The sequence below is a fragment of the Streptomyces sp. NPDC002403 genome (assembly GCF_053593015.1).
In genome coordinates, this window is sequence record NZ_JBSFBQ010000008.1 from 96,113 (window position 1) to 118,471 (window position 22,359).

General features: G+C 71.4%; 23 protein-coding genes. 16 read left to right on the forward strand and 7 right to left on the reverse strand.

From position 1 onward, the window contains the following. Window positions 1-91: 91 nt before the first annotated feature. Genes ACWCPY_RS12400 through ACWCPY_RS12410 form a run of 3 tightly spaced genes read left to right on the forward strand, consistent with a single transcriptional unit; the run spans window position 92 to window position 4,137 of the window. Entirely contained in the window at window positions 92-1,705 is a 1,614-nt protein-coding gene (locus ACWCPY_RS12400) for an AMP-binding protein (protein WP_451264251.1), read from the forward strand. A 35-nt stretch (window positions 1,706-1,740) separates the two neighbouring features. Continuing rightward, entirely contained in the window at window positions 1,741-2,937 is a 1,197-nt protein-coding gene (locus tag ACWCPY_RS12405; RefSeq protein ID WP_451264252.1) for an acyl-CoA dehydrogenase family protein, read from the forward strand. Between the two features lie 51 nt (window positions 2,938-2,988). Next, entirely contained in the window at window positions 2,989-4,137 is a 1,149-nt protein-coding gene (locus ACWCPY_RS12410; RefSeq protein ID WP_451264253.1) for a CaiB/BaiF CoA transferase family protein, read from the forward strand. Window positions 4,138-4,160: 23 nt separating this feature from the next. Here the strand turns inward: ACWCPY_RS12410 and ACWCPY_RS12415 are convergent, their stop codons facing one another. After that, window positions 4,161-4,958, reverse strand: coding sequence for a hypothetical protein (locus tag ACWCPY_RS12415; protein WP_451264254.1), 798 nt, complete (start codon window positions 4,956-4,958; stop codon window positions 4,161-4,163). Between the two features lie 221 nt (window positions 4,959-5,179). Between ACWCPY_RS12415 and argC the strand changes: the two genes are divergently transcribed. From argC to ACWCPY_RS12440, 5 genes are read left to right on the forward strand one after another with little or no spacing between them, the layout of a single operon-like run. Next, entirely contained in the window at window positions 5,180-6,208 is a 1,029-nt protein-coding gene (argC, locus tag ACWCPY_RS12420; RefSeq protein ID WP_451264255.1) for an N-acetyl-gamma-glutamyl-phosphate reductase, read from the forward strand. Beyond that, complete coding sequence (gene argJ / locus ACWCPY_RS12425; RefSeq protein WP_451264256.1) at window positions 6,205-7,359, forward strand: bifunctional glutamate N-acetyltransferase/amino-acid acetyltransferase ArgJ; 1,155 nt, start codon at window positions 6,205-6,207, stop codon at window positions 7,357-7,359. Before argC ends, argJ begins: the two co-directional genes overlap by 4 nt. Further along, window positions 7,356-8,258, forward strand: a complete 903-nt coding sequence (gene argB, locus ACWCPY_RS12430) for an acetylglutamate kinase (RefSeq protein ID WP_451264257.1) — start codon at window positions 7,356-7,358, stop codon at window positions 8,256-8,258. Before argJ ends, argB begins: the two co-directional genes overlap by 4 nt. Then, complete coding sequence (locus tag ACWCPY_RS12435; protein ID WP_451264258.1) at window positions 8,255-9,451, forward strand: acetylornithine transaminase; 1,197 nt, start codon at window positions 8,255-8,257, stop codon at window positions 9,449-9,451. Before argB ends, ACWCPY_RS12435 begins: the two co-directional genes overlap by 4 nt. 10 nt (window positions 9,452-9,461) lie before the next feature. Continuing rightward, the gene (locus ACWCPY_RS12440) at window positions 9,462-9,998 is read left to right on the forward strand and encodes an arginine repressor (RefSeq protein WP_072484461.1); all 537 of its coding nucleotides are present in this window, start codon (window positions 9,462-9,464) and stop codon (window positions 9,996-9,998) included. 24 nt (window positions 9,999-10,022) lie between these two features. Here the strand turns inward: ACWCPY_RS12440 and ACWCPY_RS12445 are convergent, their stop codons facing one another. Further along, the gene (locus ACWCPY_RS12445) at window positions 10,023-10,724 is read right to left on the reverse strand and encodes a L,D-transpeptidase family protein (RefSeq protein WP_451264259.1); all 702 of its coding nucleotides are present in this window, start codon (window positions 10,722-10,724) and stop codon (window positions 10,023-10,025) included. Window positions 10,725-10,779: 55 nt separating this feature from the next. Beyond that, window positions 10,780-11,379, reverse strand: a complete 600-nt coding sequence (locus ACWCPY_RS12450; protein WP_451264260.1) for a pyridoxamine 5'-phosphate oxidase family protein — start codon at window positions 11,377-11,379, stop codon at window positions 10,780-10,782. Window positions 11,380-11,662: 283 nt separating this feature from the next. Here ACWCPY_RS12450 and argH point away from each other — a divergent pair, with 283 nt between their 5' ends. From argH to ACWCPY_RS12465, 3 genes are all read left to right on the forward strand, one after another. Then, the gene (argH, locus tag ACWCPY_RS12455; protein WP_451264261.1) at window positions 11,663-13,096 is read left to right on the forward strand and encodes an argininosuccinate lyase; all 1,434 of its coding nucleotides are present in this window, start codon (window positions 11,663-11,665) and stop codon (window positions 13,094-13,096) included. A 115-nt stretch (window positions 13,097-13,211) separates the two neighbouring features. After that, window positions 13,212-14,183 (forward strand): aldo/keto reductase, encoded by a 972-nt coding sequence (locus ACWCPY_RS12460; protein ID WP_451264262.1) that lies wholly within the window; start codon window positions 13,212-13,214, stop codon window positions 14,181-14,183. An 84-nt stretch (window positions 14,184-14,267) separates the two neighbouring features. Then, complete coding sequence (locus tag ACWCPY_RS12465) at window positions 14,268-15,167, forward strand: sigma-70 family RNA polymerase sigma factor (protein ID WP_451264263.1); 900 nt, start codon at window positions 14,268-14,270, stop codon at window positions 15,165-15,167. On the opposite strand, the gene ACWCPY_RS12470 is transcribed toward ACWCPY_RS12465, so the two are convergent. Further along, complete coding sequence (locus ACWCPY_RS12470; RefSeq protein WP_451264264.1) at window positions 15,157-15,690, reverse strand: hypothetical protein; 534 nt, start codon at window positions 15,688-15,690, stop codon at window positions 15,157-15,159. The two genes, ACWCPY_RS12465 and ACWCPY_RS12470, sit on opposite strands and share 11 nt — an antisense overlap. An 83-nt stretch (window positions 15,691-15,773) precedes the next feature. On the opposite strand from ACWCPY_RS12470, the gene ACWCPY_RS12475 reads away from it, so the two are divergent. Together ACWCPY_RS12475 and ACWCPY_RS12480 are read left to right on the forward strand one after the other, a co-directional pair. Next, window positions 15,774-16,325 (forward strand): TetR/AcrR family transcriptional regulator, encoded by a 552-nt coding sequence (locus ACWCPY_RS12475; protein ID WP_451264265.1) that lies wholly within the window; start codon window positions 15,774-15,776, stop codon window positions 16,323-16,325. After that, window positions 16,322-17,866, forward strand: a complete 1,545-nt coding sequence (locus ACWCPY_RS12480; protein ID WP_451264266.1) for an MFS transporter — start codon at window positions 16,322-16,324, stop codon at window positions 17,864-17,866. Before ACWCPY_RS12475 ends, ACWCPY_RS12480 begins: the two co-directional genes overlap by 4 nt. An 89-nt stretch (window positions 17,867-17,955) precedes the next feature. Here ACWCPY_RS12480 and ACWCPY_RS12485 read toward each other — a convergent pair whose 3' ends face one another. Next, on the reverse strand, window positions 17,956-18,627 hold the full coding sequence (locus ACWCPY_RS12485) for a lysophospholipid acyltransferase family protein (protein ID WP_451264267.1): 672 nt from the start codon (window positions 18,625-18,627) through the stop codon (window positions 17,956-17,958). A 234-nt stretch (window positions 18,628-18,861) separates the two neighbouring features. Here ACWCPY_RS12485 and ACWCPY_RS12490 point away from each other — a divergent pair, with 234 nt between their 5' ends. The 3 genes from ACWCPY_RS12490 to ACWCPY_RS12500 all read left to right on the forward strand — a co-directional run bounded on the left by ACWCPY_RS12490 (window position 18,862) and on the right by ACWCPY_RS12500 (window position 21,235). After that, window positions 18,862-20,034, forward strand: a complete 1,173-nt coding sequence (locus ACWCPY_RS12490; RefSeq protein ID WP_451264268.1) for a glycerophosphodiester phosphodiesterase — start codon at window positions 18,862-18,864, stop codon at window positions 20,032-20,034. A gap of 94 nt (window positions 20,035-20,128) precedes the next feature. Continuing rightward, a complete protein-coding gene (locus ACWCPY_RS12495) occupies window positions 20,129-20,695 on the forward strand; it encodes a sigma-70 family RNA polymerase sigma factor (protein WP_451264269.1) in 567 nt (188 codons plus the stop codon). A gap of 36 nt (window positions 20,696-20,731) precedes the next feature. Further along, window positions 20,732-21,235, forward strand: a complete 504-nt coding sequence (locus ACWCPY_RS12500; RefSeq protein ID WP_451264270.1) for a GNAT family N-acetyltransferase — start codon at window positions 20,732-20,734, stop codon at window positions 21,233-21,235. Between the two features lie 4 nt (window positions 21,236-21,239). Here the strand turns inward: ACWCPY_RS12500 and ACWCPY_RS12505 are convergent, their stop codons facing one another. Both ACWCPY_RS12505 and ACWCPY_RS12510 read right to left on the reverse strand, forming a co-directional pair. Next, window positions 21,240-21,677, reverse strand: coding sequence for a hypothetical protein (locus ACWCPY_RS12505; protein ID WP_451264271.1), 438 nt, complete (start codon window positions 21,675-21,677; stop codon window positions 21,240-21,242). 2 nt (window positions 21,678-21,679) lie between these two features. Continuing rightward, the gene (locus ACWCPY_RS12510) at window positions 21,680-22,039 is read right to left on the reverse strand and encodes a hypothetical protein (RefSeq protein ID WP_072484474.1); all 360 of its coding nucleotides are present in this window, start codon (window positions 22,037-22,039) and stop codon (window positions 21,680-21,682) included. Window positions 22,040-22,359: the final 320 nt, after the last annotated feature.

The following is a 22,359-nucleotide window of genomic DNA, read 5'->3' on the forward strand; positions in this document are numbered from 1 at the left end:
GGCTCTTGACAGTCCACAAGATACAAAACATTGTGTCTGTAAACGTTCTTGCTGTATTCAATTGGTCAGACTGCAAGACTGGAGATCGTTGATGAACCTCGGCACCTACCTCACCCGCAGCGCCCGCTACTGGCCCGACGCGACCGCCCTGGTCTGCGGCGAGCGTTCCTGGACGTACGCGGAGCTGGACACCGCGACCGACCGGCTCGCCTCCGCGCTGCTGGCCCGCGGGCTGCGACCCGGCGACGCGGTCGCCTCCCTGGCCTGGAACCGAGGGGAACTGGTCGAGGTCGAATTCGCCCTCTACAAGGCCGGACTGGTGCGCGCGCCGATCAATGCCCGTCTGGGCCGCGGCGAGATCGAGCACATCCTGCGCTACGCGCCGGTGCGCGCCCTGCTGTTCGACGCGGCGCACCGCGAGGACGCGCTGGCCGCCGTCGCGGCCTCGGACACCGGCTGTCTCCCCGTACTCCTCGACGACGAACTGCCCTCCCCGACACCGGCCGCCACCACGGTCCTCGGCTACCGGACCCTGCTCGGCGAGGCGGGAGCGGGAGCGGAGGAGGAGGATGCGGCGGTGGCCGGGGCCGGCCCGGTCGCCATCGACGTGGACGAGGACGCCCCCTGTGTCCTCAACTTCACCTCCGGCTCCACCGGAGCGCTCAAGGCCGCCGTCCAGACCTTCGGCAACCGCCTCGCGAACATGCGCAAACTGCTGATGAGCGACGAGTCCCGGCCCCGGCCGGGCACCCGCTACCTCGCCTGCGGCCCCATCACCCACGCCACCGGCATGACCCTGCTGGCCAATGTGTTCGCCGGAGCGACCACCCATGTGCTGCCCGCCTGGAGCGCCGGGGCGTTCCTGGACGCGGTGGAGGAGGAACGCATCACCGCGACCTTCCTCGTCCCCGCCATGGTCAACATGGTGCTGGCCCACCCGGACGCGAGCGCGCGGGACCTGTCCAGCCTGACCGGCGTACGCGTCGGAGGCGCGCCCATATCGCCCCGACGCCTGCGGGACGCCGTGCAGTTGTTCGGCCCGGTCGTGGCGCAGGGCTACGGCCTCGGCGAGACCACCAGCGTGGTGGCGGGACTGAGCAGCCAGGAGATCGCCCGGGCCGTCGCGGACGACCCCGAACTCCTGCAGTCCTGCGGACGGGCGATGTACGACACCGAGATCCGGATCGCCGACGAGTCCGGCCGCCCGCTGCCGCCCCGCGAGGTCGGCGAACTCATCGTCCGCGGCCCCGACTGCGTACGCGAGTACTGGCAGGAGCCCGAACTGTCGGCGCAGACCTTCCGCGACGGCTGGGTCCACACCGGCGATCTCGCCTGGATGCGCGAGGACGGCTATCTGTTCCTCGTCGACCGCAAGAAGGACATGATCATCTCCGGCGGGTTCAACATCTACTGCACCGAGGTCGAGGCCGCCCTCTACGAGCACCCCGGCGTCCAGGAAGTCTGCGTCGTCGGTGTGCCCGACGAGACCTGGGGCGAAGCGGTCAAGGCCGTCGTCGTGCCCCGCCCCGGCCACGAGCTGAGCGCCGACGCGATCACCGCGTTCTGCGCCGAGCGGCTCGACCGCTTCAAGAAGCCCCGGAGCGTCGACTTCGTCGGAGAGCTGCCCCACAACCGCAACGGAAAGCTCGACCGCAAGGCCGTGCGCGAACCGTTCTGGGCCGGCACCGACCGCCGCGTGAACTGACCCCGCCCCTCCGGACCGGCAAGGACCCCCACGACATGACCTTCTCGCTGCGCCCCGACCACGACGACCCCCGGATCTCCGGCCTCGTCGACCGGCTCCGCACCTACCTCGACGGCGAACTCGCCGACTACGAACGCGAGCGCGGCATCACCCACGAGAGCCGCCTCAGCCGCTCCGACCTCGAACCCGTCTGGCGGCGCAGCCGCGAACTGGGCTTCTACGGCATCCACCTGCCCGAGCAGTACGGCGGCCAGAACCTCTCCTACACCGCACTGGCCGCACTCAAGGAGGAGGTCGGGGCCTGCGGACGCGTGGTGGGTCACAGCGTGCTCGGCGACATGGGCGGCCCGCTCCGGGCCGGTGACATCCTCGCCCACGCCACCGAGTACCAGCTCGACACGTACCTGCTGCCCCTGGTCCGCGGTGAGCGCGCCTGCTGCTTCTCGCTGACCGAGACCGACGCCGGCTCCGACGTACGGTCCATGCGCACCACCGCCGTCCGCGACGGCGACGGCTACCGCCTGAGCGGCCACAAGGTCTTCAGCTCCGCGGGTCCGTTCGCCGACTTCGCCATCGTCGTGGCCCGGATGGCGGGGACCGGCGAACAGGAGGGTGAGAAGCCGTCCTTCTCCGCCTTCCTCGTCGACCTCGACAGCCCCGGCTGCCGGGTGGAGGACGGCGCCACGCCCATGTCCGGCGAGCACATCGAGAGCGACATCGTCCTGGACGACTGCCACGTGCCCGCCCGGAACCTCCTCGGCGAGGAGGGCAAGGGGATGCGGATCGCGCTCGGCCGTGTCACCACCAACCGGCTCCTGCACTGCCCGACCGTCATCGGCGCCACCCGCCGCGCCCTCGACCTCACCCTGCGACGCACCCGCACCCGCAAGGTCGCCGGCGGCCGGCCCCTGCTGACCCTCCAGTCCATCCAGCACAAGGTCGCCGACATGGCCACCGAGCTGTACGCCGCCCGCTCCATGACCTACGCCGCGCTCGCCGCCCTCGACCAGGGCAAGGACGTACGCACCGAGGCGTTCATGAGCAAGCTGTTCGTCGCCGAGTCGGCCTTCCGCATCCTCGACCAGGCCGTCCAGATCCACGGCAAGGAAGGTCTCACCCAGGGCAACGAGATCGAGTTCCTGTTCCGCAAGATCCGCATGTTCCGTGTCCTGACCGGCACCTCCGAGATCCAGCGCAACGGCATCGCGCACGGCCTCGCCTTCATGGACTGACTGCCTCTCCCGCCGCACGTGGCCCCTCACACCGCAAGACAGGTGCACCCGATGACAAGCCCCGCTCGCTCCGCAGCCCCCGCCTGGTCGTCACTGACGGGCAGACGGATCCTCGACCTCTCCCGGCTGCTGCCCGGCCCGTACGCCACATCCCTGCTCGCCGACCTCGGCGCCGACGTCGTCAAGGTCGAGTCCCCGGACACCGGCGACCCCCTGCGGATCGCCCCCGATCTGTTCGACGCGCTCAACCGCAACAAGCGGTCGGTCACCCTGGACCTGCGCGACGAGGGCGGCCGGAACACCTTCCTGGACCTGGTCCGCACCGCCGACGCCGTCGTGGAGAGCTTCCGCCCCGGCGTCCTCGACGGGATGGGCCTGGGCTACGAGACGCTCCACGAGGCCAATCCGCGCCTGGTGCTGTGCTCGCTCAGCGGCTACGGGCAGAGCGGACCGTACGCACCGAAGCCCGGCCACGAGCTCAACTTCCTCGGCCTGTCCGGCTTCTTCGCCGTCCCCGGACGGCTCGACGGCCACATCACCCGCCCCGGCGTCCGGATCGGCGACATGGCCGGAGCCATGCACGCGGCCCTCGCCCTGACCGCCGCCCTCGGCGCCGGGACCGATACCGAGGGCCAGCACATCGACGTATCCCTCAGCGAGTCCGTCACCGCCTGGTGCTCCCTCTTTGCACTGCCGCTTCGCGACATCCCCGACCCCCTCGACGCGGGACTGGTCCAGGGCGACAACGACATCTTCACCACCGCCGACGGAAAGCGCCTCTCCCTCGCCACGTTCGAGGACAAGTTCTGGCACCGCTTCCGCACCGGGCTGGCGGGCGACTTCCCGGCGCTGAACACCCCCGCCTACGACCGGCGGGCCGCCCGCACCGCCGCCCGGCAGGCCGTGAGCGACCTGCTGCACGGGGTCTTCCGGGCCCGCGACCACGCCTGGTGGCAGCAGCGCCTGGACGGCCTCGACGCTCCCTGGGCGCCCGTCCACACCACTCCCGGCGACCTCCTGGCCGACCCCCACGCAACGGCCCGGCAGCTGTTCCACGCCCCCGCCGATCCCGCCGCCTGCCCGCAGGCCCGCTTCCCCGTGACCTTCGGAGCGGGCCTCGACACCTTCCGCGGCCCGGCCCCCGCCCTGGGGGAGCACACCCGGGAACTGCTGGGCACGGAGCGGCCGTCGCACACCTGACCCGGTGCGGGGTGCCGGGCGGTTCAGCGGTGGGCCCGGCCCCGTACATGGAGGACGCCGAGGGTGATCGCGGCGACGGCGCACACCAGCATGCCCCCGGTCAGGAAGGCGTAGCCCGTCGAGCTGATGCCCGGTTCGACGCTCTGCACCATGGTCATGCCCTCGCCCGCGGCGACCCGGTGCTCCTTGTCCGGGTGGTCCACGATGTAGACGATCATCGCGGCGATCGCCGCCACGCAGACCACCGCCCCGGCGAGCAGCGATCCGCCCACCCGGCCGTACCAGGGGACCCGCGGGACCAGGGCGACGTGCGGGCACTGGACGAGCAGGGTGCGCCCCAGGTCGGCGGCGCGCCGGGTGAGCCCGTCCGCCCGCAGCCGGGTGCCGTCGTCGAAACGGATCTCGCAGCGGAAACCGTTGCCGAGCCGGGTCGCGACGGCGTTCACCGCGTCACCGTCGACGTGGAGCGAGGTGACGCGGTCCCAGGACCAGCCCGCGACCCCGCGCCGGGACCCGTGGACGAGGCCGTCCCGGCGCACCTCGAAGTACTCCCCGGGCTCGCCGCGCACGGCCCGCACGACCTGGTTCACCGCGACGCCCGCGGCGCCCAGCGCGAGACCGATCAGAAGGCCGATCGCCTTGTTGCTGCCCGCCGACCCCTCGCCGGTCGCGGACAGGCCCCAGACGCCGAGCCAGCCGGACGGGACGGCGACGAGCAGGGCGCAGGCCGCGTTCACCCACCGCTTCCGGTGATCCACCACGTGCCGCCGGACCAGCGGGCCGAGGCCGTCGAACGCATTCTCTTCTTCTCTTCCGGTCACCGGGAAAGTCAAGCACCAGGACCGGCGGCTCCTCAAGATCGGGCGGGGGGCCGGTAGTTGGCCCACGCGCGGCCCCAGGCAGGATTTCCACCGCGGATGAGGGCAGGAACCGTCGCGGGCGCGGGCGGCGCACACCCTCGGCGAACGGCGAACCACCCCTCGAAAGCTTTGCATAAAAGTGCATAGCTGCGTATAGTCATGCCATCGACGAGGAGGTTCCGATGGTGGTACGCGCAGCAGTGGCAGGGGCGAGTGGATACGCCGGCGGGGAGCTGCTCCGCCTCCTGCTGGTTCACCCCCAGGTCGAGATCGGGGCGCTCACGGCCAACTCCAACGCCGGGCAGAAGCTCGGCGCGCTCCAGCCGCACCTGCGGCCGCTCGCCGACCGGGTGCTCCAGCCGACCACCCCCGAGGTCCTCGCCGGGCACGATGTCGTCTTCCTCGCCCTCCCGCACGGACAGTCCGCCGCCGTGGCCGAGCAGCTCGGTGACGAGGTGCTGGTCGTCGACATGGGTGCCGACTTCCGGCTCAAGGACGCGGCGGACTGGGAGAAGTTCTACGGCTCCCCGCACGCCGGTACCTGGCCCTACGGCCTGCCCGAACTGCCCGGCGGGCGTTCGGCGCTCGCCGGTACCAAGCGTATCGCCGTGCCCGGCTGCTACCCGACCGCCGTCTCGCTCGCGCTCTTCCCGGCGTACGCGGCCCAGCTGGCCGAGCCCGAGGCCGTGGTCGTCGCCGCGTCCGGCACCTCCGGGGCCGGCAAGGCGGCCAAGCCGCATCTGCTCGGCTCCGAGGTGATGGGCAACATGTCCCCGTACGGCGTGGGCGGAGCCCACCGGCACACCCCGGAGATGATCCAGAACCTCAGCGCGGCGGCCGGGGAGCCGGTCACGGTCTCCTTCACGCCGACCCTGGCGCCGATGCCCCGCGGCATCCTCGCCACCTGCAGCGCGAAGGCCAGGCCCGGTGTGAGTGCCGAGTCCCTCCGTGACGTGTACGAGAAGGCGTTCGCCGACGAGCCCTTCGTCGAGCTGCTCCCCGAGGGGCAGTGGCCCGCCACGGCGTCCGTCCACGGTTCCAACGCCGTACAGATCCAGGTCGCCCACGACGAGGCGGCGGGCCGGATCATCGCGATCAGCGCCATCGACAACCTCGCCAAGGGCACCGCCGGCGGTGCCCTGCAGAGCATGAACATCGCCCTCGGACTTCCCGAGGACACAGGTCTTTCCACGATCGGAGTCGCACCGTGAGTGTCACGGCAGCACAGGGGTTCTCCGCGGCGGGCATCGCCGCGGGAATCAAGGAGAGCGGTAACCCGGACCTGGCCCTCGTGGTCAACCACGGTCCGCGTCGCGCCGCCGCGGGCGTCTTCACCTCCAACCGCGTCAAGGCCGCCCCCGTTCTCTGGTCGGAGCAGGTGCTCAGGGGCGGCGAGGTCACCGCCGTCGTGCTCAACTCCGGCGGTGCCAACGCCTGCACCGGCCCGAAGGGCTTCCAGGACACCCACGCCACCGCCGAGAAGGCCGCCGAGGTCCTCACCGGCCACAACGCGGGCGAGATCGCGGTCGCCTCGACCGGGCTGATCGGCACCCTGCTCCCGATGGACAAGCTGCTGCCCGGCATCGAGCAGGCCGCCGCCGCCCTCAGCGAGCACGGCGGTGAGAAGGCCGCCATCGCGATCAAGACCACCGACACCGTCCACAAGACCGCCGTCGCGGGCGGCGAGGGCTGGACCGTCGGCGGCATGGCCAAGGGTGCGGGCATGCTGGCCCCGGGCCTCGCCACCATGCTGGTCGTCCTCACCACCGACGCCGACGTGGACGCCGCCGGACTCGACTCCGCGCTGCGCGCCGCCACCCGCACCACCTTCGACCGGGTCGACTCCGACGGCTGCATGTCGACCAACGACACGGTGCTGCTGCTGGCCTCCGGGGCGAGCGGAATCACTCCGGACCAGGCGGAGTTCGCCGAGGCCGTACGGGCCGTCTGCGCCGACCTCGCACGCCAGCTCATCGGTGACGCGGAGGGTGCCTCCAAGGACATCCGGATCGAGGTCGTGGGCGCCGCGACCGAGGACGACGCCGTCGAGGTGGGCCGCTCCATCGCCCGAAACAACCTCCTCAAGTGCGCCATCCACGGCGAGGACCCCAACTGGGGCCGGGTCCTCTCCGCGATCGGCACCACGAAGGCCGCCTTCGAGCCCGACCAGCTGAACGTCGCCATCAACGGCGTCTGGGTCTGCAAGAACGGCGGCGTCGGCGAGGACCGCGACCTGGTCGACATGCGCTACCGGGAGGTCGAGATCACCGCCGACCTCGCCGCCGGCACCGAGTCCGCCGTCATCTGGGCCAACGACCTGACCGCGGACTACGTCCACGAGAACAGCGCGTACAGCTCATGAGCGCGGCGCGGAAACACACCGCACTCCCGAAGGCGCAGACCCTCATCGAGGCGCTGCCCTGGCTGACCCGGCACAACGGCAAGACCGTCGTCATCAAGTTCGGCGGCAACGCCATGATCGACGACGAGCTGAAGGCCGCCTTCGCCCAGGACGTGGTCTTCCTGCGCCAGGCCGGCCTCAAGCCCGTCGTCGTGCACGGCGGCGGCCCGCAGATCAGTGCCCAGCTCGACAAGCAGGGCCTGGTCAGCGAGTTCAAGGCGGGCCTGCGCGTCACCACGCCCGAGGCGATGGACGTCGTACGGATGGTGCTCGCAGGACAGGTCCAGCGCGAACTCGTCGGCCTGCTCAATCAGCACGGCCCGCTCGCCGTCGGCATGACCGGCGAGGACGCCCACACCATCACCGCCGTCCAGCACCGGCCGAACATCGACGGCGAACTCGTCGACATCGGCCGGGTCGGCGAGATCACCGCCATCGACACCGGCGCGATCCAGGCACTGCTGGACGACGGCCGGATCCCGGTCATCTCCTCCATCGCCCGCTCCGCCGACGACAACCACGTCTACAACGTCAACGCCGACACCGCGGCCGCGGCGCTCGCCGCCGCACTGAACGCCGAGACGCTGATGGTCCTCACCGATGTCGAGGGCCTCTACGAGGACTGGCCCAACAGCGACGACGTGATCAGCCGGCTCACCGCGGCCGAGCTGGAGAAGCTGCTGCCGGAACTCTCCAGCGGCATGGTGCCGAAGATGCAGGGCTGCCTGCACGCCGTGCGCAACGGCGTCGAGACCGCCCGCGTGATCGACGGCCGGGTCCAGCACTCGATCCTGCTGGAGATCTTCACCGACGAAGGAATCGGCACGATGGTCGTGCCCGACGCGCAGGGGGAGTCATGAGCAACCAGGAGCTCGCACAGCGCTGGAGCCATGCGCTGATGGACAACTACGGGACCCCGAAGCTGTCCCTGGTCCGCGGCGAGGGCGCCCGGGTGTGGGACGCCGACGGCACCGAGTACCTCGACTTCGTCGGCGGGATCGCGGTGAACGCCCTGGGCCACGCCCACCCCGCCGTCGTCGAGGCCGTCTCCACCCAGATCGCCTCCCTCGGCCACGTCTCCAACCTCTTCATCGCCGAACCGCCCGTCGCCCTCGCCGAACGGCTGCTCCAGCTCTTCGGCCGGGGCGGCCGCGTCTACTTCTCCAACTCGGGCGCCGAGGCCAACGAGGCCGCGTTCAAGATCGGCCGGCTGACCGGGCGGACCCACATGGTCGCCACCGACGGCGGCTTCCACGGCCGGACCATGGGCGCGCTCGCGCTGACCGGCCAGCCCGGGAAGCGCGACCCGTTCCTCCCGCTGCCCGGTGACGTCACGCACGTCCCGTACGGCGACGCGGACGCCCTGCGGGCCGCCGTCACCACCGACACCGCGCTGGTGATCATCGAGCCGGTCCAGGGCGAGAACGGCGTGGTCGTGCCGCCCGCCGGATATCTGGAGGCGGCCCGGGAGATCACCCGGGCCACCGGCACCCTGCTCGTCCTCGACGAGGTGCAGACCGGCATCGGCCGCTGCGGCCAGTGGTTCGAGCACCAGGCCCACCAGGGCGTCGAGCCCGATGTCGTCACCCTCGCCAAGGGCCTCGGCGGCGGACTGCCGATCGGCGCGACCGTGGCCTTCGGCCCGGCGGCCGAGCTGCTGAAGCCGGGCCAGCACGGCACGACCTTCGGCGGCAATCCGATCGCCTGCGCCGCCGGACTCGCCGTCCTGGACACCCTGGCCGCCGACGGCGTCCTGGACCGGGTCAAGCGGCTCGGCGAGAGGATCAGGGACGGCGTGGAGGGTCTCGGTCACCCGCTGGTATCCCATGTCCGCGGCTCCGGACTGCTGCTGGGTATCGTGCTCACCGAGCCCCTCGCGCCCCAGGCGCAACAGGCGGCTCAGAGCGCCGGAATCCTGGTGAACGCACCCGCCCCCGATGTCCTGCGGCTCATGCCGCCGCTGATCATCGGCGACGCGGAAGTGGACGCGTTGATCCGGGCACTGCCCGGCGCTCTCGACGCGGCACAAGGGGACGGACGATCCGGAGAATGAGGCGACGACGATGACCGAGGCGCAGGAGACCGAGTACGGCGGGCCGTCCGTGCCGCAGACCCGCACCGCACGCCACCGCCGGATCGTGGACATCCTGAACCGGCAGCCGGTGCGTTCGCAGAGCCAGCTGGCCAAGCTCCTCGCCGACGACGGGCTGAGCGTCACCCAGGCGACGCTCTCCCGCGATCTGGACGAGCTGGGCGCGGTGAAGATCCGCAACACCGGTGGCGAGCTGATCTACGCGGTGCCCAGCGAGGGCGGATTCCGTACCCCGCAGGCACCGTTGGGCGGGTCGGCGAAGGAGGAGCGGATGCGGCGGCTCTCCGCCGAACTGCTCATCTCCGCGGAGGCATCGGCCAACCTCGTGGTGCTGCGCACCCCTCCGGGCGCGGCCCAGTTCCTCGCCTCGGCCATCGACCAGGCCGAACTGCACGACATCCTCGGCACCATCGCGGGCGACGACACCCTGATGCTGATCAGCCGTGATCCGGCGGGCGGTCAGGCGCTCGCCGACCATCTGCTGCGACTGGCACAGAACGAGCGCTGAACGGACCGGCGTCGCCGGCGTCCGTCAGTAGCGCGTGATCGCGGTCGGGCCCGAGCGGGTCCCGATCGCGATGTGCGGACGGCGGACCGGGTCCACCCAGTCGAGGATCCGGTCCATCGCGGCCGCCGGGACGGAGACGCAACCGGCGGTCGCACCACGCCCGTTGACGTGGAGGAAGATCCCGGCGCCGCGACCCCGCACCGGCCGTTCGTAGTTGAAGCCGATGACGAGTGCGCGGGCGTACTGCGTCGGATACGCGATCAGATGCTCCGCCTCGCCCGCCCGGCAGTCCCCGGGACGCGGCTCCACCCAGCGGTTGTAGGCCCGCGCCGCGTTGTCCTGGCACCACCACGACCGCTCGTTGACCCGGCGGTAGGGATGGACGGTGCCGGCCGGTGCGGGCTTGATCCCGAAGGCGTACGGCAGGTCGTACAGGCCGGTGGGTGTGGTGTTCGTGCCCTGCTTGCGCGACGCCCCCTCGGCCAGGCCCTTCGCACCGAACCTGGCGGGCGTGGACCCGCCCTTCACCCAGACCCCCCGGCGCAGATTCCACCAGGTGACGGTGCCCGTGGTGGAGCCCTCGGCCGGGGCCTCGGCCGTGATCAGCTGACTGCCGCCGCCGGTGTCGGCCATCCGGGCCGGGAGCGGCGGGGCGGCGGCGGGGCGGGCCGCGACGGAGCCCGCCAGCGCGAGCAGTACCGAGAGGGTCACCAGGGATCTGCGCATGCCCGGACGGTAGACCCTCCGCCCGGCCGCCACCCGCGGTTCTGCTCCGTACGGCTCAATCGCGTCCCGCCCGCGGCATCGGCGGCAGCGGGAGCGGCAGCCCCGGCAGCCCGTCGATGCTCGTCGCGATGTGCTCCTTCTTCTCGAAGTAGGCACTGAGCGAGGCGTCGTCCTCGCGGGCGAAGCGCCGGGCGTGCAGCGGCCGGTCCTCGTCGTACGACATGAACGGCACCCCGTAGCCGCAGGTGTCCCGGATCAGCTCGGCCCGCACCACGACGACGGCGCGCAGCCCGTGGAGGTCGGGGTCCACGTCCGGGAAGTGGGCGAGCAGCGCGCCGAACCGCGGATCGTCACGGAAGACCGGCTCGCCGCGGCCGTGCACCCGCACGATGTTCGGCGGCCCCTGGAAGGCGCACCACATCAGTGTGATCCGGCCGTTCTCACGGAGGTGGGCGACGGTCTCGGCATTGCTGCCCGCGAAGTCCAGATAGGCCACGGTCAGCTCGTCGATCACGGCGAACGAACCGCTGACTCCCTTGGGGGAGAGGTTGACCGTGCCCTCGCCGTCCAGGGGCGCCGTCGCGGTGAAGAAGATGTGCTGCTCTTCGATGAAGGTCCTGATCCGCCCGTCGATGCGTTCATGTGTTTTCCCCATGGTGGCCATTGTCGGCGCCGACTCCGGTGGTGGCGAGGTGATTCCACCTGGTGGGACCTCCGTTGCGGGGCGCGGGGAGGCAGTCGCACCTTTGACAAAACATGCATTGCTCTGCATAGTTATGCCTATCGTGATCGCGCCGTGCGGAGAGACCGGTGACCGGGCGCAAGCCCGGGAAGCGTGACCTCGCCCGACCCCCAGCAGTTACGTCTCCGCCTCCCCGGCCCTCCGCACGGGGAGGCGGCCGCACACCCACCACCCTGTTCTTCCCGAGGAGCACGCAGTGAGCAACGGCAACGGCAACAGCGACGTACGCCTCTGGGGCGCCCGCTTCGCCGACGGTCCGGCCGAGGCGCTGGCGAAGCTGTCCGCCTCCGTCCACTTCGACTGGCGGCTCGCGCCGTACGACATCGCCGGTTCCCGCGCCCACGCGCGCGTGCTGAACAAGGCGGGCCTGCTCACCGAGGACGAGCTGATCCGCATGATCGCCGGTCTCGACCAGCTCGAAGCCGATGTCGCCGACGGCTCCTTCACCGGCACCATCGCCGACGAGGACGTCCACACGGCGCTGGAGCGCGGGCTGCTGGAGCGCCTCGGCCCCGACCTCGGCGGCAAGCTGCGGGCGGGCCGGTCCCGCAACGACCAGATCGCGACCCTCTTCCGGATGTACCTGCGCGACCACGCCCGGATCATCGGCGGCCTGATCGCCGAACTGCAGGGCGCGCTGGTCGGCCTCGCCGAGGCGCACCCGGACGTGGCGATGCCCGGCCGTACGCATCTGCAGCACGCCCAGCCGGTGCTCTTCGCCCACCACGTCCTGGCGCATGCGCAGTCCCTGTCCAGGGACGCCGAGCGGCTGCGCCAGTGGGACGAGCGGACCGCCGTCTCGCCGTACGGCTCCGGCGCCCTGGCCGGGTCGTCCCTCGGCCTCGACCCGGAGGCGGTCGCCGCCGACCTCGGCTTCGAGCACGGGTCCGTCGGCAACTCCATCGACGGAACGGCCTCCCGCGACTTCGTCGCCGAGTTCGCCTTCATCACCGCGATGATCGGTGTGAACCTCTCCCGGATCGCGGAGGAGGTCATCATCTGGAACACGAAGGAGTTCTCCTTCGTCACCCTGCACGACGCCTTCTCCACCGGCTCCTCGATCATGCCGCAGAAGAAGAACCCGGACATCGCCGAGCTGGCCCGCGGCAAGTCCGGCCGCCTGATCGGCAACCTGACGGGCCTGATGGCCACGCTGAAGGCGCTCCCGCTCGCGTACAACCGCGACCTCCAGGAGGACAAGGAGCCGGTCTTCGACTCCTGCGACCAGCTGGAGGTCCTGCTGCCCGCCTTCACCGGCATGATGGCCACCCTCACCGTCAACCGCGCGCGCATGGAAGAACTGGCCCCGGCCGGCTTCTCGCTCGCCACCGACATCGCCGAGTGGCTGGTCAAGCAGGGCGTGCCCTTCCGCGTCGCCCACGAGGTCGCCGGTGAGTGCGTCAAGGAGTGCGAGCAGCAGGGCATCGAGCTCGACGAGCTGACCGACGAGCAGTTCGCCAAGATCTCCGAACACCTCACCCCCGAGGTCCGCACGGTCCTCAATGTGGCCGGTGCGCTCGCCTCCCGCAGCGGCCGCGGCGGTACGGCCCCGTCGGCCGTGGCCGTCCAGCTCGCCGAGGTGAAGGCCGACCTCGCCACCCAGCAGGCCTGGGCCACCGCGAAGAACTGATCACGACAGGGACGGCACCGGGGCGGGGAGCGGACCGTACGCTCCCCGCCTTCCGGTTTCCGTGAGCTGGGTTACGTTGACGGGGGAGCACACCCGATCGACGAGGAGCCCAACGATGCCTTTCGCCCGGCTGGCCACAGCGACCACACCGACCGCCCACATCGGGCTCGGCCTGGCGGCGGTCGGCAGGCCCGGCTACATCAACCTCCACCGCGACCGCGATCTGCCCGCCGACCGCAGCGTCGGGGCGATGCGCGAACGCACCCACGAGCTGCTCGACGCCGCCTACGCACAGGGCGTCCGCTACTTCGACGCGGCCCGCTCCTACGGCCGCGCGGAGGAGTTCCTGGCCGACTGGCTGACCGCGCGGCCCGAGGCCGACGACGTCGTCATCGGCAGCAAATGGGGCTACACCTACACCGCCGCGTGGAGCGTCGAGGCCGAGGCGCACGAGGTCAAGGACCACAGCCTCGCCACGTTCCTGCGCCAGCGGGCCGAGACCGACGAGCTGCTCGGCGACCGCCTCGACCTCTACCAGATCCACTCGGTCACCGCCGAAAGCCCGGCCCTCACCGACAAGGAGCTGCACACCCGGCTGGCCGCGCTCGCCGCGGAGGGCGTCAGCATCGGCCTTTCGACGAGCGGCCCCGCCCAGGCCGACGCGATCCGGGCCGCCCTCGCCGTCACCGTCGACGGCGAGCCGCTCTTCCGTACGGTCCAGGCCACCTACAACGCCCTGGAGACCTCGGCCGGGGCGGCGCTCGCCGAGGCCCATGCCGCCGGACTCACGGTGATCGTCAAGGAGGCCATGGCCAACGGGCGGCTCGCCGGTACGGAGGCCCCGGCCGTGGTCCGGGAGATCGCCTCCGACGCCGGCCTCGGCAGCGACGCGGTGGCCCTGGCGTTCGTGCTGCGCCAGCCCTGGGCCGGGGTCGTGCTCTCCGGCGCGGCGACCGTCGACCAGCTCGCCGGAAACCTGCACGCGCCGCTCGTCGACCTCGACGAGGAGCGGCGCGCCCGGCTCGACGCGCTGGTGGAGGAGCCCGAGGCGTACTGGCGTCACCGCGCCGGGCTGAGCTGGAGCTGACCGGAGAGCGCCGGGGGCCGTCCGTCACATCGGCGGAGTTCCGTACGTCAGTGCTGTGACGGAACACGACGGAGGAATGTGACTGTGGACGGACATGAGTTCCTGGCGGAGCACTTCGAGGAGAACCGGAGCCGGCTCAAGGCCGTGGCCTACCGGATGCTCGGCTCGACGAGCGAGGCGGAGGACGCCGTCCAGGAGGCCTGGATCCGGCTCGGCCGCTCCGACGACCGGGCGATCGAGAACCTGGGCGGCTGGCTGACGACGGTGGTCGGAAGGGTGTGCCTGGACATGCTCCGCTCCCGCCGCTCCCGCCGCGAGGAGCCCCTGGACACCGGGGTGCCCGAGGAGTACGCCGGTGGCCCGGACCTCGGCGGCCGGCCGGGCGCCGACCCCGAGCAGCAGGCGCTGATGGCCGACTCGGTCGGGATCGCGATGCTCGTCGTCCTCGAAACGCTCGACCCCGCCGAGCGGCTCGCCTTCGTGCTGCACGACATGTTCGCCGTGCCCTTCGACGAGATCGCCGGGGTCGTGGACCGCACCCCGGCCGCGGCCCGGCAGCTCGCCAGCCGGGCGCGGCGCCGGGTGCAGGGCGCGGAGCCGGTCCCGGACGGCTCTCTCGCCCGCAGGCGCGAGGTCGTCGCCGCCTTCCTGGCCGCCGCCCGCGACGGCGACTTCGAGGCCCTGGTGGCCGTGCTCGACCCGGACGTGGTGGTGCGGTCCGACACCGGCGTCGGCGGGGCCGGTGCCCCGGCCCTGGTGCGGGGCGCCGAGACCGTGGCCCGCCGGGCGATGATGTTCGCGCAGTTCGCGCGGTCGTCGCAGCGGGCACTGGTCGACGGGGAGCCGGCCGTCATCGCGGCGAGCGAGGGCCGGCGCTTCGCGGTCATGGTCTTCACGGTCGTCGGGGGGAAGGTCGCCGAGATGTCCGTGATCAACGACCCGGCCCGCCTCCCCGGCCTCGACCTGACGGTCCTCAACGACTGAGAGGCCCGCCCGGGCTGCTGCCGTCCGCCCACGCCGCGAGCACCGCGAAGTCGGACGGCAGCAGCCCGGTCCAGGGGTCGACCCGGCGCAGCAGCGCCTCGGTGACCCCCTGGCCCAGCACCCACCGCCGGTCCTGCTCGGCGATCTCGTCGTCGACCCAGGCGAACGGCCGGCCGGCCGCGTACTCCACGACGTACTGCGTCTTCCAGTACGTGCCGTCCGGCGCGCTGCCGTGCATCGAGGGCCAGTCGATGTACGGCAGCGGGGGCAGTCCGAGCCGCGGCCCGATCCAGACATTCGCCTCGTCCTTCCAGGTCGTCGCCCAGACCAGCTCGTACCGGCCGGTCAGGGCCAGCAGCGACCTGCCGTGCTCCGGGTTGAGGAGGACGGGGAGCGGCGGACCGCAGTCCCACCCCGTCGGCCGCGTCAGATGCTTCGCATAACCATCCGGTGGCCGCGGGTGCGCGAGCGCCGCGTAGGGATTGAGCGGCCCGTCGATGTCGATCAGCAGCAGCGGCTTCATGGCGCCATGGTCCTCCCTCCCCGCCGGGGTGGGCCCGTCTTTTCATTGAGACATTGGTGTCTCATATGGTCTATGCTTGTCTCATGAGTCTCGACCGTGAGCAGGTGCTGCGCAGCGCCGCAGCTCTGCTGACCCGTAAATCGACCGCCACCATGGACGAGGTCGCCAGAGCCGCAGGCATCGGGCGCGCCACCCTGCACCGGCACTTCGCCGGACGGGACGCCCTGGTCAGAGCGCTGGAGAACCTGGGCATCCAGGAGGTCGAGGCGGCCCTGGACGCCGCCGCGCTCGACGAGGGCCCCGCGCAGGACGCGCTGCGCCGCTTCGTCGCGGCCGTCGAGCCGAGCGCCGGACTGCTCTCCTTCCTCGTCACCGAGAACCAGCTCTTCGAGGGCGAAGGGCAGAACGAGGGCTGGAACCGTCTCGACGCCCGGGTCTCCGCCTTCTTCAGGCGCGGCCAGGAGCGCGGCGAATTCCGGATCGACCTCACCCCCGCCTGGCTGACCGAGGCCCTCTACGGGCTCATCTCGTCCGCCGCCTGGGCCGTCCAGGACGGCCGGGTCGCAAGCCAGGACTTCCAGTACATGATCGTCGAGTTGCTGCTCGGCGGTGCACGCCGGAGCGTGGAGCAATGAGCCGTATCGCACAGCAGGTGGAAACCCCGAACGAGCTGCACCGTCCCGGGCGGTGGCTCGCCCTGGCCGTGCTCGTGCTCGCCGTGCTGCTCGTGGCGATCGACGCCACCGTCCTCGGCCTCGCGACCCCCTTCCTCACCGAGGACCTCGAACCCACCGGCACCCAGCTCCTGTGGATCGGCGACGTCTACTCCTTCGTCATCGCCGGACTCCTGGTCTCGATGGGCAGCCTCGGCGACCGCATCGGCCGCAAGAAGCTGCTGCTGCTCGGAGCGACGGCGTTCGGAGCGGTCTCGGTGCTCAACGCCTACGCGCACACCCCCGAGATGATGATCCTCGCGCGGGCGCTGCTCGGTGTCGCGGGCGCCACTCTCATGCCGTCCACGCTCGCCCTGATCCGCAATCTCTTCCACGACCCGCGCGAGCGCAGCCTGGCCATCGGCATCTGGGGAGCGATGGCCTCGGCGGGCGCGGCCGTCGGCCCCGTGGTCGGCGGACTGCTGCTGGAGCACTTCTGGTGGGGCTCGGTCTTCCTGATCAACCTGCCGGTGATGGCGGTCCTCGTGGTCGTCGGCGCCAAGATGATCCCCGAGTCCAGGAACCCCGCCCCGGGCCCCTGGGACCTGGTCAGCGTGGCGCTCTCCTTCATCGGCATGATCGGCGTCGTGTACGCCATCAAGGAGCTGGCGGCGCACGGCCCGAGCCTCGGGACCATCGCCGCGGGCCTCGGCGGCGCGGCCGCACTCTGCTGGTTCGTACGCAGGCAACTCACGCTGCCCGCACCCCTGCTGGACATGCGGCTCTTCCATCACCGGGGCTTCTCGGGCGCGGTCCTCGCCGACCTGCTGACCATCCTCGGCCTGTCCGGGCTGGTCTTCTTCCTCTCCCAGTTCCTCCAACTGGTGCAGGGGCGGGGCCCGCTGGAGGCCGGCCTCGCCGAACTGCCCGCGGCGGTCGGAGCGGTCGTCGCGGGTCTGATCGCCGGCCGGGCGGCCCGGCGCTTCTCGGTGCGCTCGGTGGTGACCGGCGGCCTCGGAGCGATCGGCCTGGCGCTCGCCGCGGTCACCCTGATCCACAAGGAGACCGCCTACCCGCTGATCGGCGCGGTGCTGCTCATCGTCGGAGTGGGCGCGGGCTTCGCCTTCACCGTCACCTCCGACGTGATCCTCTCCAGCGTCCCGAAGGAGCAGGCCGGCTCCGCCGGCGCGGTCTCCGAGACGGCGTACGAACTCGGCGCGGCCCTCGGCATCGCCCTGCTCGGCTCCATCGTCACCGGCGCCTACCAGACCTTCCAGTCGCCCGCGGGCACCCCGCCGGCCAACGCCGCCGCGGCGCACGAATCGCTGGGCGGCGCGGTCGAGGCGACCCACGGTCTGCCGGCCCAGCAGGCACAGGCGCTGCTCGCCGCGGCGCAGGAATCGTTCGTCGAAGGACTGCGGCTCGCCGCGGGAGTCGGCGCGGCGGTCCTGCTGGCGACGGCCGTCGCCGCCTGGTTCCTGTTGCGCGGTCAGAAGCTGGAGGACGGCATCGTGCACCAGTAGCCGCCCGGACGCGCGAAAGGGCCCGTACCACCGGAAACCGGGGTACGGGCCCTTCCGTACGTCCTGCCGTCGGCGCCTCGCGCCTCAGCTCACGCGGCCTTGGCCTTCGTGGCGTACATGTCGACGTACTCCTGACCGGACAGCCGCATCACCTCGGCCATCACGGAGTCGGTCACCGCCCGCAGCACATAGCGGTCGCGGTCCATTCCCTCGTAGCGGGAGAACTCCATAGGCGTACCGAAGCGGACCGTCACCTTGCCGGGACGGGGCAGGCCGGCGCCGCCGGGCTGCAGCTTGTCCGTGCCGATCATCGCGAACGGCACCACCGGCGCGCCCGTCATCAGCGTCAGCCGGGCGATGCCCGTACGGCCCCGGTACAGACGGCCGTCGGGGGAGCGGGTGCCCTCGGGGTAGATGGCGAACGCCTTGCCCTCCTCCAGCACCCGACGGCCCGTCATCAGCGCCGCGACACCGCCGCGGCCGCCGTCGCGGTCCACCGGGATCATGCCGCAGCCGGTGAAGAACCAGGCCATCGCCCGGCCCTTGATCCCCTTGCCGGTCACGTACTCGTCCTTGCCGATGTAGAACACCGGCCGGTCGCAGCAGATCGGCATGATCATCGAGTCGATGAACGTCAGATGGTTGCCCGCGAGGATCACCGGACCGTCCCCGGGGATGTTCTCCACACCCTCCACCTGGGGGCGGAACATCAGGCGCAAGATCGGTCCGAGCACTGCCTTGATGAGTGCGTGTCGGGACAACGGTTCCTCCGGTGTAGTGGCCGGGCCGGCCGAGGAGCGGGATCGTGACGGTCCATGCAGGTGAGGACGATACTCGCGGGTTCTCGCTGATCGCACATCGGGTTCACGGAGCGGATACGCGGTGTTGACATGAGTTTCCGCCATGTTCGTCCAGGAGCTGCCCCCACGACGGTACCGCTGCCTACGCTCGGGCCTCGCCCGACAGGTGCCAGACATCACACGTGAGGAGCATTCATGACTGAGCGCGCGCAGGCCGGTCCCGGCCGCAGAACCATGCTGGGAGCGGGAGCCGCCGTACTGGGCACGGCCGCCCTCGGCCTGGCCGGCGGCCCGGCCACCGCCGACACCGCGGCCGGCGCCGCGGGACGCCACGGCGGTCACGGCTTCCGCCTCGACCTGCCGGTGCCCACCGTCATCGGACACCGCGGCACCAGCGGCTACCGGCCCGAGCACACCCTCGGCTCCTACCAGCTGGCCCTCGACATGGGCGCGCACATAGTCGAGCAGGACCTGGTGCCGACCAAGGACGGCCATCTCGTATGCCGTCACGAGAACGACATCACCGCCACCACCGATGTCTCCGAACACCCCGAGTTCGCGAGCCGCAGGACCACGAAGAAGGTCGACGGCGTCTCCCTCACCGGCTGGTTCACCGAGGACTTCACCCTCGCCGAACTGAAGACGCTGCGCGCCAAGGAACGCATCCCCGGCACCCGCCAGAAGAACACGCTCTACGACGGCCGCTGGGAGATCCCCACCTTCGAGGAGGTGCTGCGCTGGGCCGACCGCGAGGGCCGCAGGCGCTCCAAGCCCGTCTGGCTGTACGTCGAGACCAAGCACCCCACCTACTTCCGCGGTCTCGGCCTCGGCCTCGAAGAGCCGCTCGCCAAGCTGCTGCGCCGCTACAACCGGCACCGTCAGCAGTCGCCGCTCATCCTCCAGTCCTTCGAGCCCGGCAGCATCCAGCGGCTGGCGCGGCTCGTGGCGACCCCGCGCGTCGTGCTGCTCTCCGGCGCGGGCGAGCGCCCCTGGGACTTCGTCACATCCGGTGACCCGCGCACGGTGGCGGACCTGGTGAAGCCCGAGGGGCTGAAGTGGATGGCCTCCTTCGCGCAGGGCATCGGCCCGACCCTGGACCTGGTCATCCCCAAGGACACCTCGGGGCGGCTCACCACGCCCACCACCCTGGTCGCGGACGCGCACGCCCAGGGCCTGGTCCTGCACCCCTACACCATGCGCAACGAGAACACCTTCCTCCCCGCCGACTTCCGGCGCGGCACGGACCCCAACGCCTACGGAGACGCGTTCGGCGCGTTCCAGGCGTACTTCGCGACGGGCATCGACGGAGTCTTCTCCGACAACCCCGACACGGCCCTGCTCGCCGCGGCGGACTTCGCCGCGAAGTGACAACCGCGTCAGGACCCGGCCGGGGCGTGCCCCGGTCGGGTGGTGCTCGCCCGGTGCGGCAACCGGCCGCGGGCGCGGGCGCGTCGGCCGGGACATGACGCTTCTCGATCTCGTTCCCGCAGGACCCTCGCCCGCCCCCGCGTCCCTGGTCCGTGATCTGCACCCGCTGGTCAGCGCCGAGGCCACGGCGGAGGCGGCCGCCTCGGTCACGGGCGCGGCGATCGAACCGGCCGATCTCGAACAGGCCGTCTGGCTGCGGCTGCTGGAGCGGCTCGCGGGGGAGGGGCCACCGGCCGACCCGGCCCGCTGGGTGCGCGAGGCCGTACGGGGAGAGGCCCGCAGGGCCCGCCGCACCGCCCGGCGTGAACGTCCCTACCGCGACGACACCGCAGCGGACCCGGCCGGCTGCCCCGAGCGGCTGGCCCTCGGCGCCGACGAACGCCGGGCGCTGCGCGCGGCGGTGGACCGGCTGCCCGGCAGGTGCGCCCGGCTGATGACTGCGATGCTCGCGCCCAGCGATCCGACCTACCGGGAAATCGCAGGGAAGTTGGGTATGTCACAGGGGAGTTTGGGCCCGATCCGTTCCCGTTGCCTTGGATGTCTGCGCAGAATGCTCGCGGCGGAGGTTGCTGCTCCTGAACTGCGGGGAAAGGAGCGTTAGACAACCGGTGGATCAGGTGGGCGGAGGCATGCGCGGATGGGCATGAGCGTGATCATCTCGACGGCGACGGCACAGGACGCCGAACAGATCTTGAAACTCCAGTACCTCTGCTTCCAGAGCGAGGCGGAGCTGTACGGCAACTACCGGATCGACCCGCTCGTCCAGACCCTCGACTCGCTGCGCACCGAGATCGCCACCAACCTGGTGTTCGTGGCGCGGCTGGGTGACGAGGTCGTGGGCTCGGTCCGGGGAGCCGTCGGCACGGACGGCGCGGGGGAGATCGGCAGGCTCTGCGTCCACCCCCGGCTCCAGGGCCACGGCCTCGGTGCCCGGCTGCTGCGGGCGGCGGAGTCGGGACTCGCCGACGAGCGCTCGGCCACCCTGTTCCGCCTGCACACCGGTCATCGCAGCGAGAGCAACCTGCGGCTCTACCGCCGGGCCGGCTACGCCCCCGTGGGAAACGAGACCGGCCGGGACGGCGTCCGGATGATCCTGCTGGAGAAGGACGCCACCGAGCCCGCGTACGTGGCCAGCGCCTGAGCCGCTAGTCCTTCCTGGCCCGGCGCAGCCAGATCATCCCGGTGATCGGCAGGATCACCGGGATGAACAGGTACCCCATGCCGAAGTCGGACCAGACGGTGGCGTCCGCGAACGCCGAAGGCTCCGCCATCGTCCAGGTCCCGACGACCAGCACGCCCAGCAGCTCGGCGGCGCAGCACACCAGCGCGGTCCGGCGCGCCTTCTCGCCCCCGCGCACCAGCGAGTACGTGATGAACCCGTACACGAGCGCGGCAACGGCGGACAGTACATAGGCGAGCGGCGCCCTGCCGAAGTCCAGGATCATCTGGACGATCGAGCGGGAGGCGGCCGCGACGGTGAACACCCCGTAGAACCAGACCAGTACCCGGCCGGGACCCGTGCCGAGATCGAAGGGCTGCTTCTCGCCGGTGGCCGCCGCGGGAGTGCGTTCGGTGTCGGTCACGGTCAGTTTCCCCAGATGTCGTAGAGCCGTACTTCGAGGACGGCCAGCACGACCGCGCCCGCCGCCACCGTCACCGAACCCCACCGGGTCCGCTCGGTCAGCGACAGGAAACCGGCCGCGGGCACCGCGAGGAACGCCCCGATCAGATACGCGATGAAGATCGTCATGCCCTGCTCGGGCCGTTCGCCCCGGGACAACTGCACGATGCCCACCACCAGCTGGGCCAGCGCCAGCAGCGAGACCACGGCCATCCCGATGAAGTGCCAGTCCTTGGTCGGCTGATCGCGGTACGCGGCGAATCCGCACCAGGCGGCGAGGGCGAGCGCGGTCACGGCGACCGCGACCGTCAGGGCGTCAAGCATGAGCCGAGGGTATTACGGAGCGAACGCCCCCCTGTGTGCGCCCCCGTCCCCGTCCGTGTGCGCTCCCCGCCGCCGGGCCGCGAGGGCGGACGGGCGGCGGGGAGGAGGACCGTGGCCTTGGCCACAGCCCGGCGCCGCTCCGGACCGGTCGCGGATGCGGTCGTCGATGCCCTCCCTGCCGTATCGGTGCAGGTCACAGCGGTGCGTGCGGAAAATGCGACGACCGGCCGAGCCGGCTCGCGTCACCATCCACGTCTGTCCGCTATTCGGACAGACGGATCGGGCGGAACGTTACGTCTGTTTTACTTGGGGCATGACCA

Coding starts and splice junctions, on each gene's coding strand:
- ACWCPY_RS12400 (WP_451264251.1), top strand. CDS start 92: ATGAACCTCGGCACCTACCTCACCCGCAGCGCCCGCTACTGGCCCGAC.
- ACWCPY_RS12405 (WP_451264252.1), top strand. CDS start 1,741: ATGACCTTCTCGCTGCGCCCCGACCACGACGACCCCCGGATCTCCGGC.
- ACWCPY_RS12410 (WP_451264253.1), top strand. CDS start 2,989: ATGACAAGCCCCGCTCGCTCCGCAGCCCCCGCCTGGTCGTCACTGACG.
- argC (WP_451264255.1), top strand. CDS start 5,180: ATGGTGGTACGCGCAGCAGTGGCAGGGGCGAGTGGATACGCCGGCGGG.
- argB (WP_451264257.1), top strand. CDS start 7,356: ATGAGCGCGGCGCGGAAACACACCGCACTCCCGAAGGCGCAGACCCTC.
- ACWCPY_RS12435 (WP_451264258.1), top strand. CDS start 8,255: ATGAGCAACCAGGAGCTCGCACAGCGCTGGAGCCATGCGCTGATGGAC.
- ACWCPY_RS12440 (WP_072484461.1), top strand. CDS start 9,462: ATGACCGAGGCGCAGGAGACCGAGTACGGCGGGCCGTCCGTGCCGCAG.
- ACWCPY_RS12445 (WP_451264259.1), bottom strand. CDS start 10,724: ATGCGCAGATCCCTGGTGACCCTCTCGGTACTGCTCGCGCTGGCGGGC.
- ACWCPY_RS12450 (WP_451264260.1), bottom strand. CDS start 11,379: ATGGGGAAAACACATGAACGCATCGACGGGCGGATCAGGACCTTCATC.
- ACWCPY_RS12460 (WP_451264262.1), top strand. CDS start 13,212: ATGCCTTTCGCCCGGCTGGCCACAGCGACCACACCGACCGCCCACATC.
- ACWCPY_RS12470 (WP_451264264.1), bottom strand. CDS start 15,690: ATGAAGCCGCTGCTGCTGATCGACATCGACGGGCCGCTCAATCCCTAC.
- ACWCPY_RS12475 (WP_451264265.1), top strand. CDS start 15,774: ATGAGTCTCGACCGTGAGCAGGTGCTGCGCAGCGCCGCAGCTCTGCTG.
- ACWCPY_RS12480 (WP_451264266.1), top strand. CDS start 16,322: ATGAGCCGTATCGCACAGCAGGTGGAAACCCCGAACGAGCTGCACCGT.
- ACWCPY_RS12490 (WP_451264268.1), top strand. CDS start 18,862: ATGACTGAGCGCGCGCAGGCCGGTCCCGGCCGCAGAACCATGCTGGGA.
- ACWCPY_RS12495 (WP_451264269.1), top strand. CDS start 20,129: ATGACGCTTCTCGATCTCGTTCCCGCAGGACCCTCGCCCGCCCCCGCG.
- ACWCPY_RS12500 (WP_451264270.1), top strand. CDS start 20,732: ATGGGCATGAGCGTGATCATCTCGACGGCGACGGCACAGGACGCCGAA.
- ACWCPY_RS12510 (WP_072484474.1), bottom strand. CDS start 22,039: ATGCTTGACGCCCTGACGGTCGCGGTCGCCGTGACCGCGCTCGCCCTC.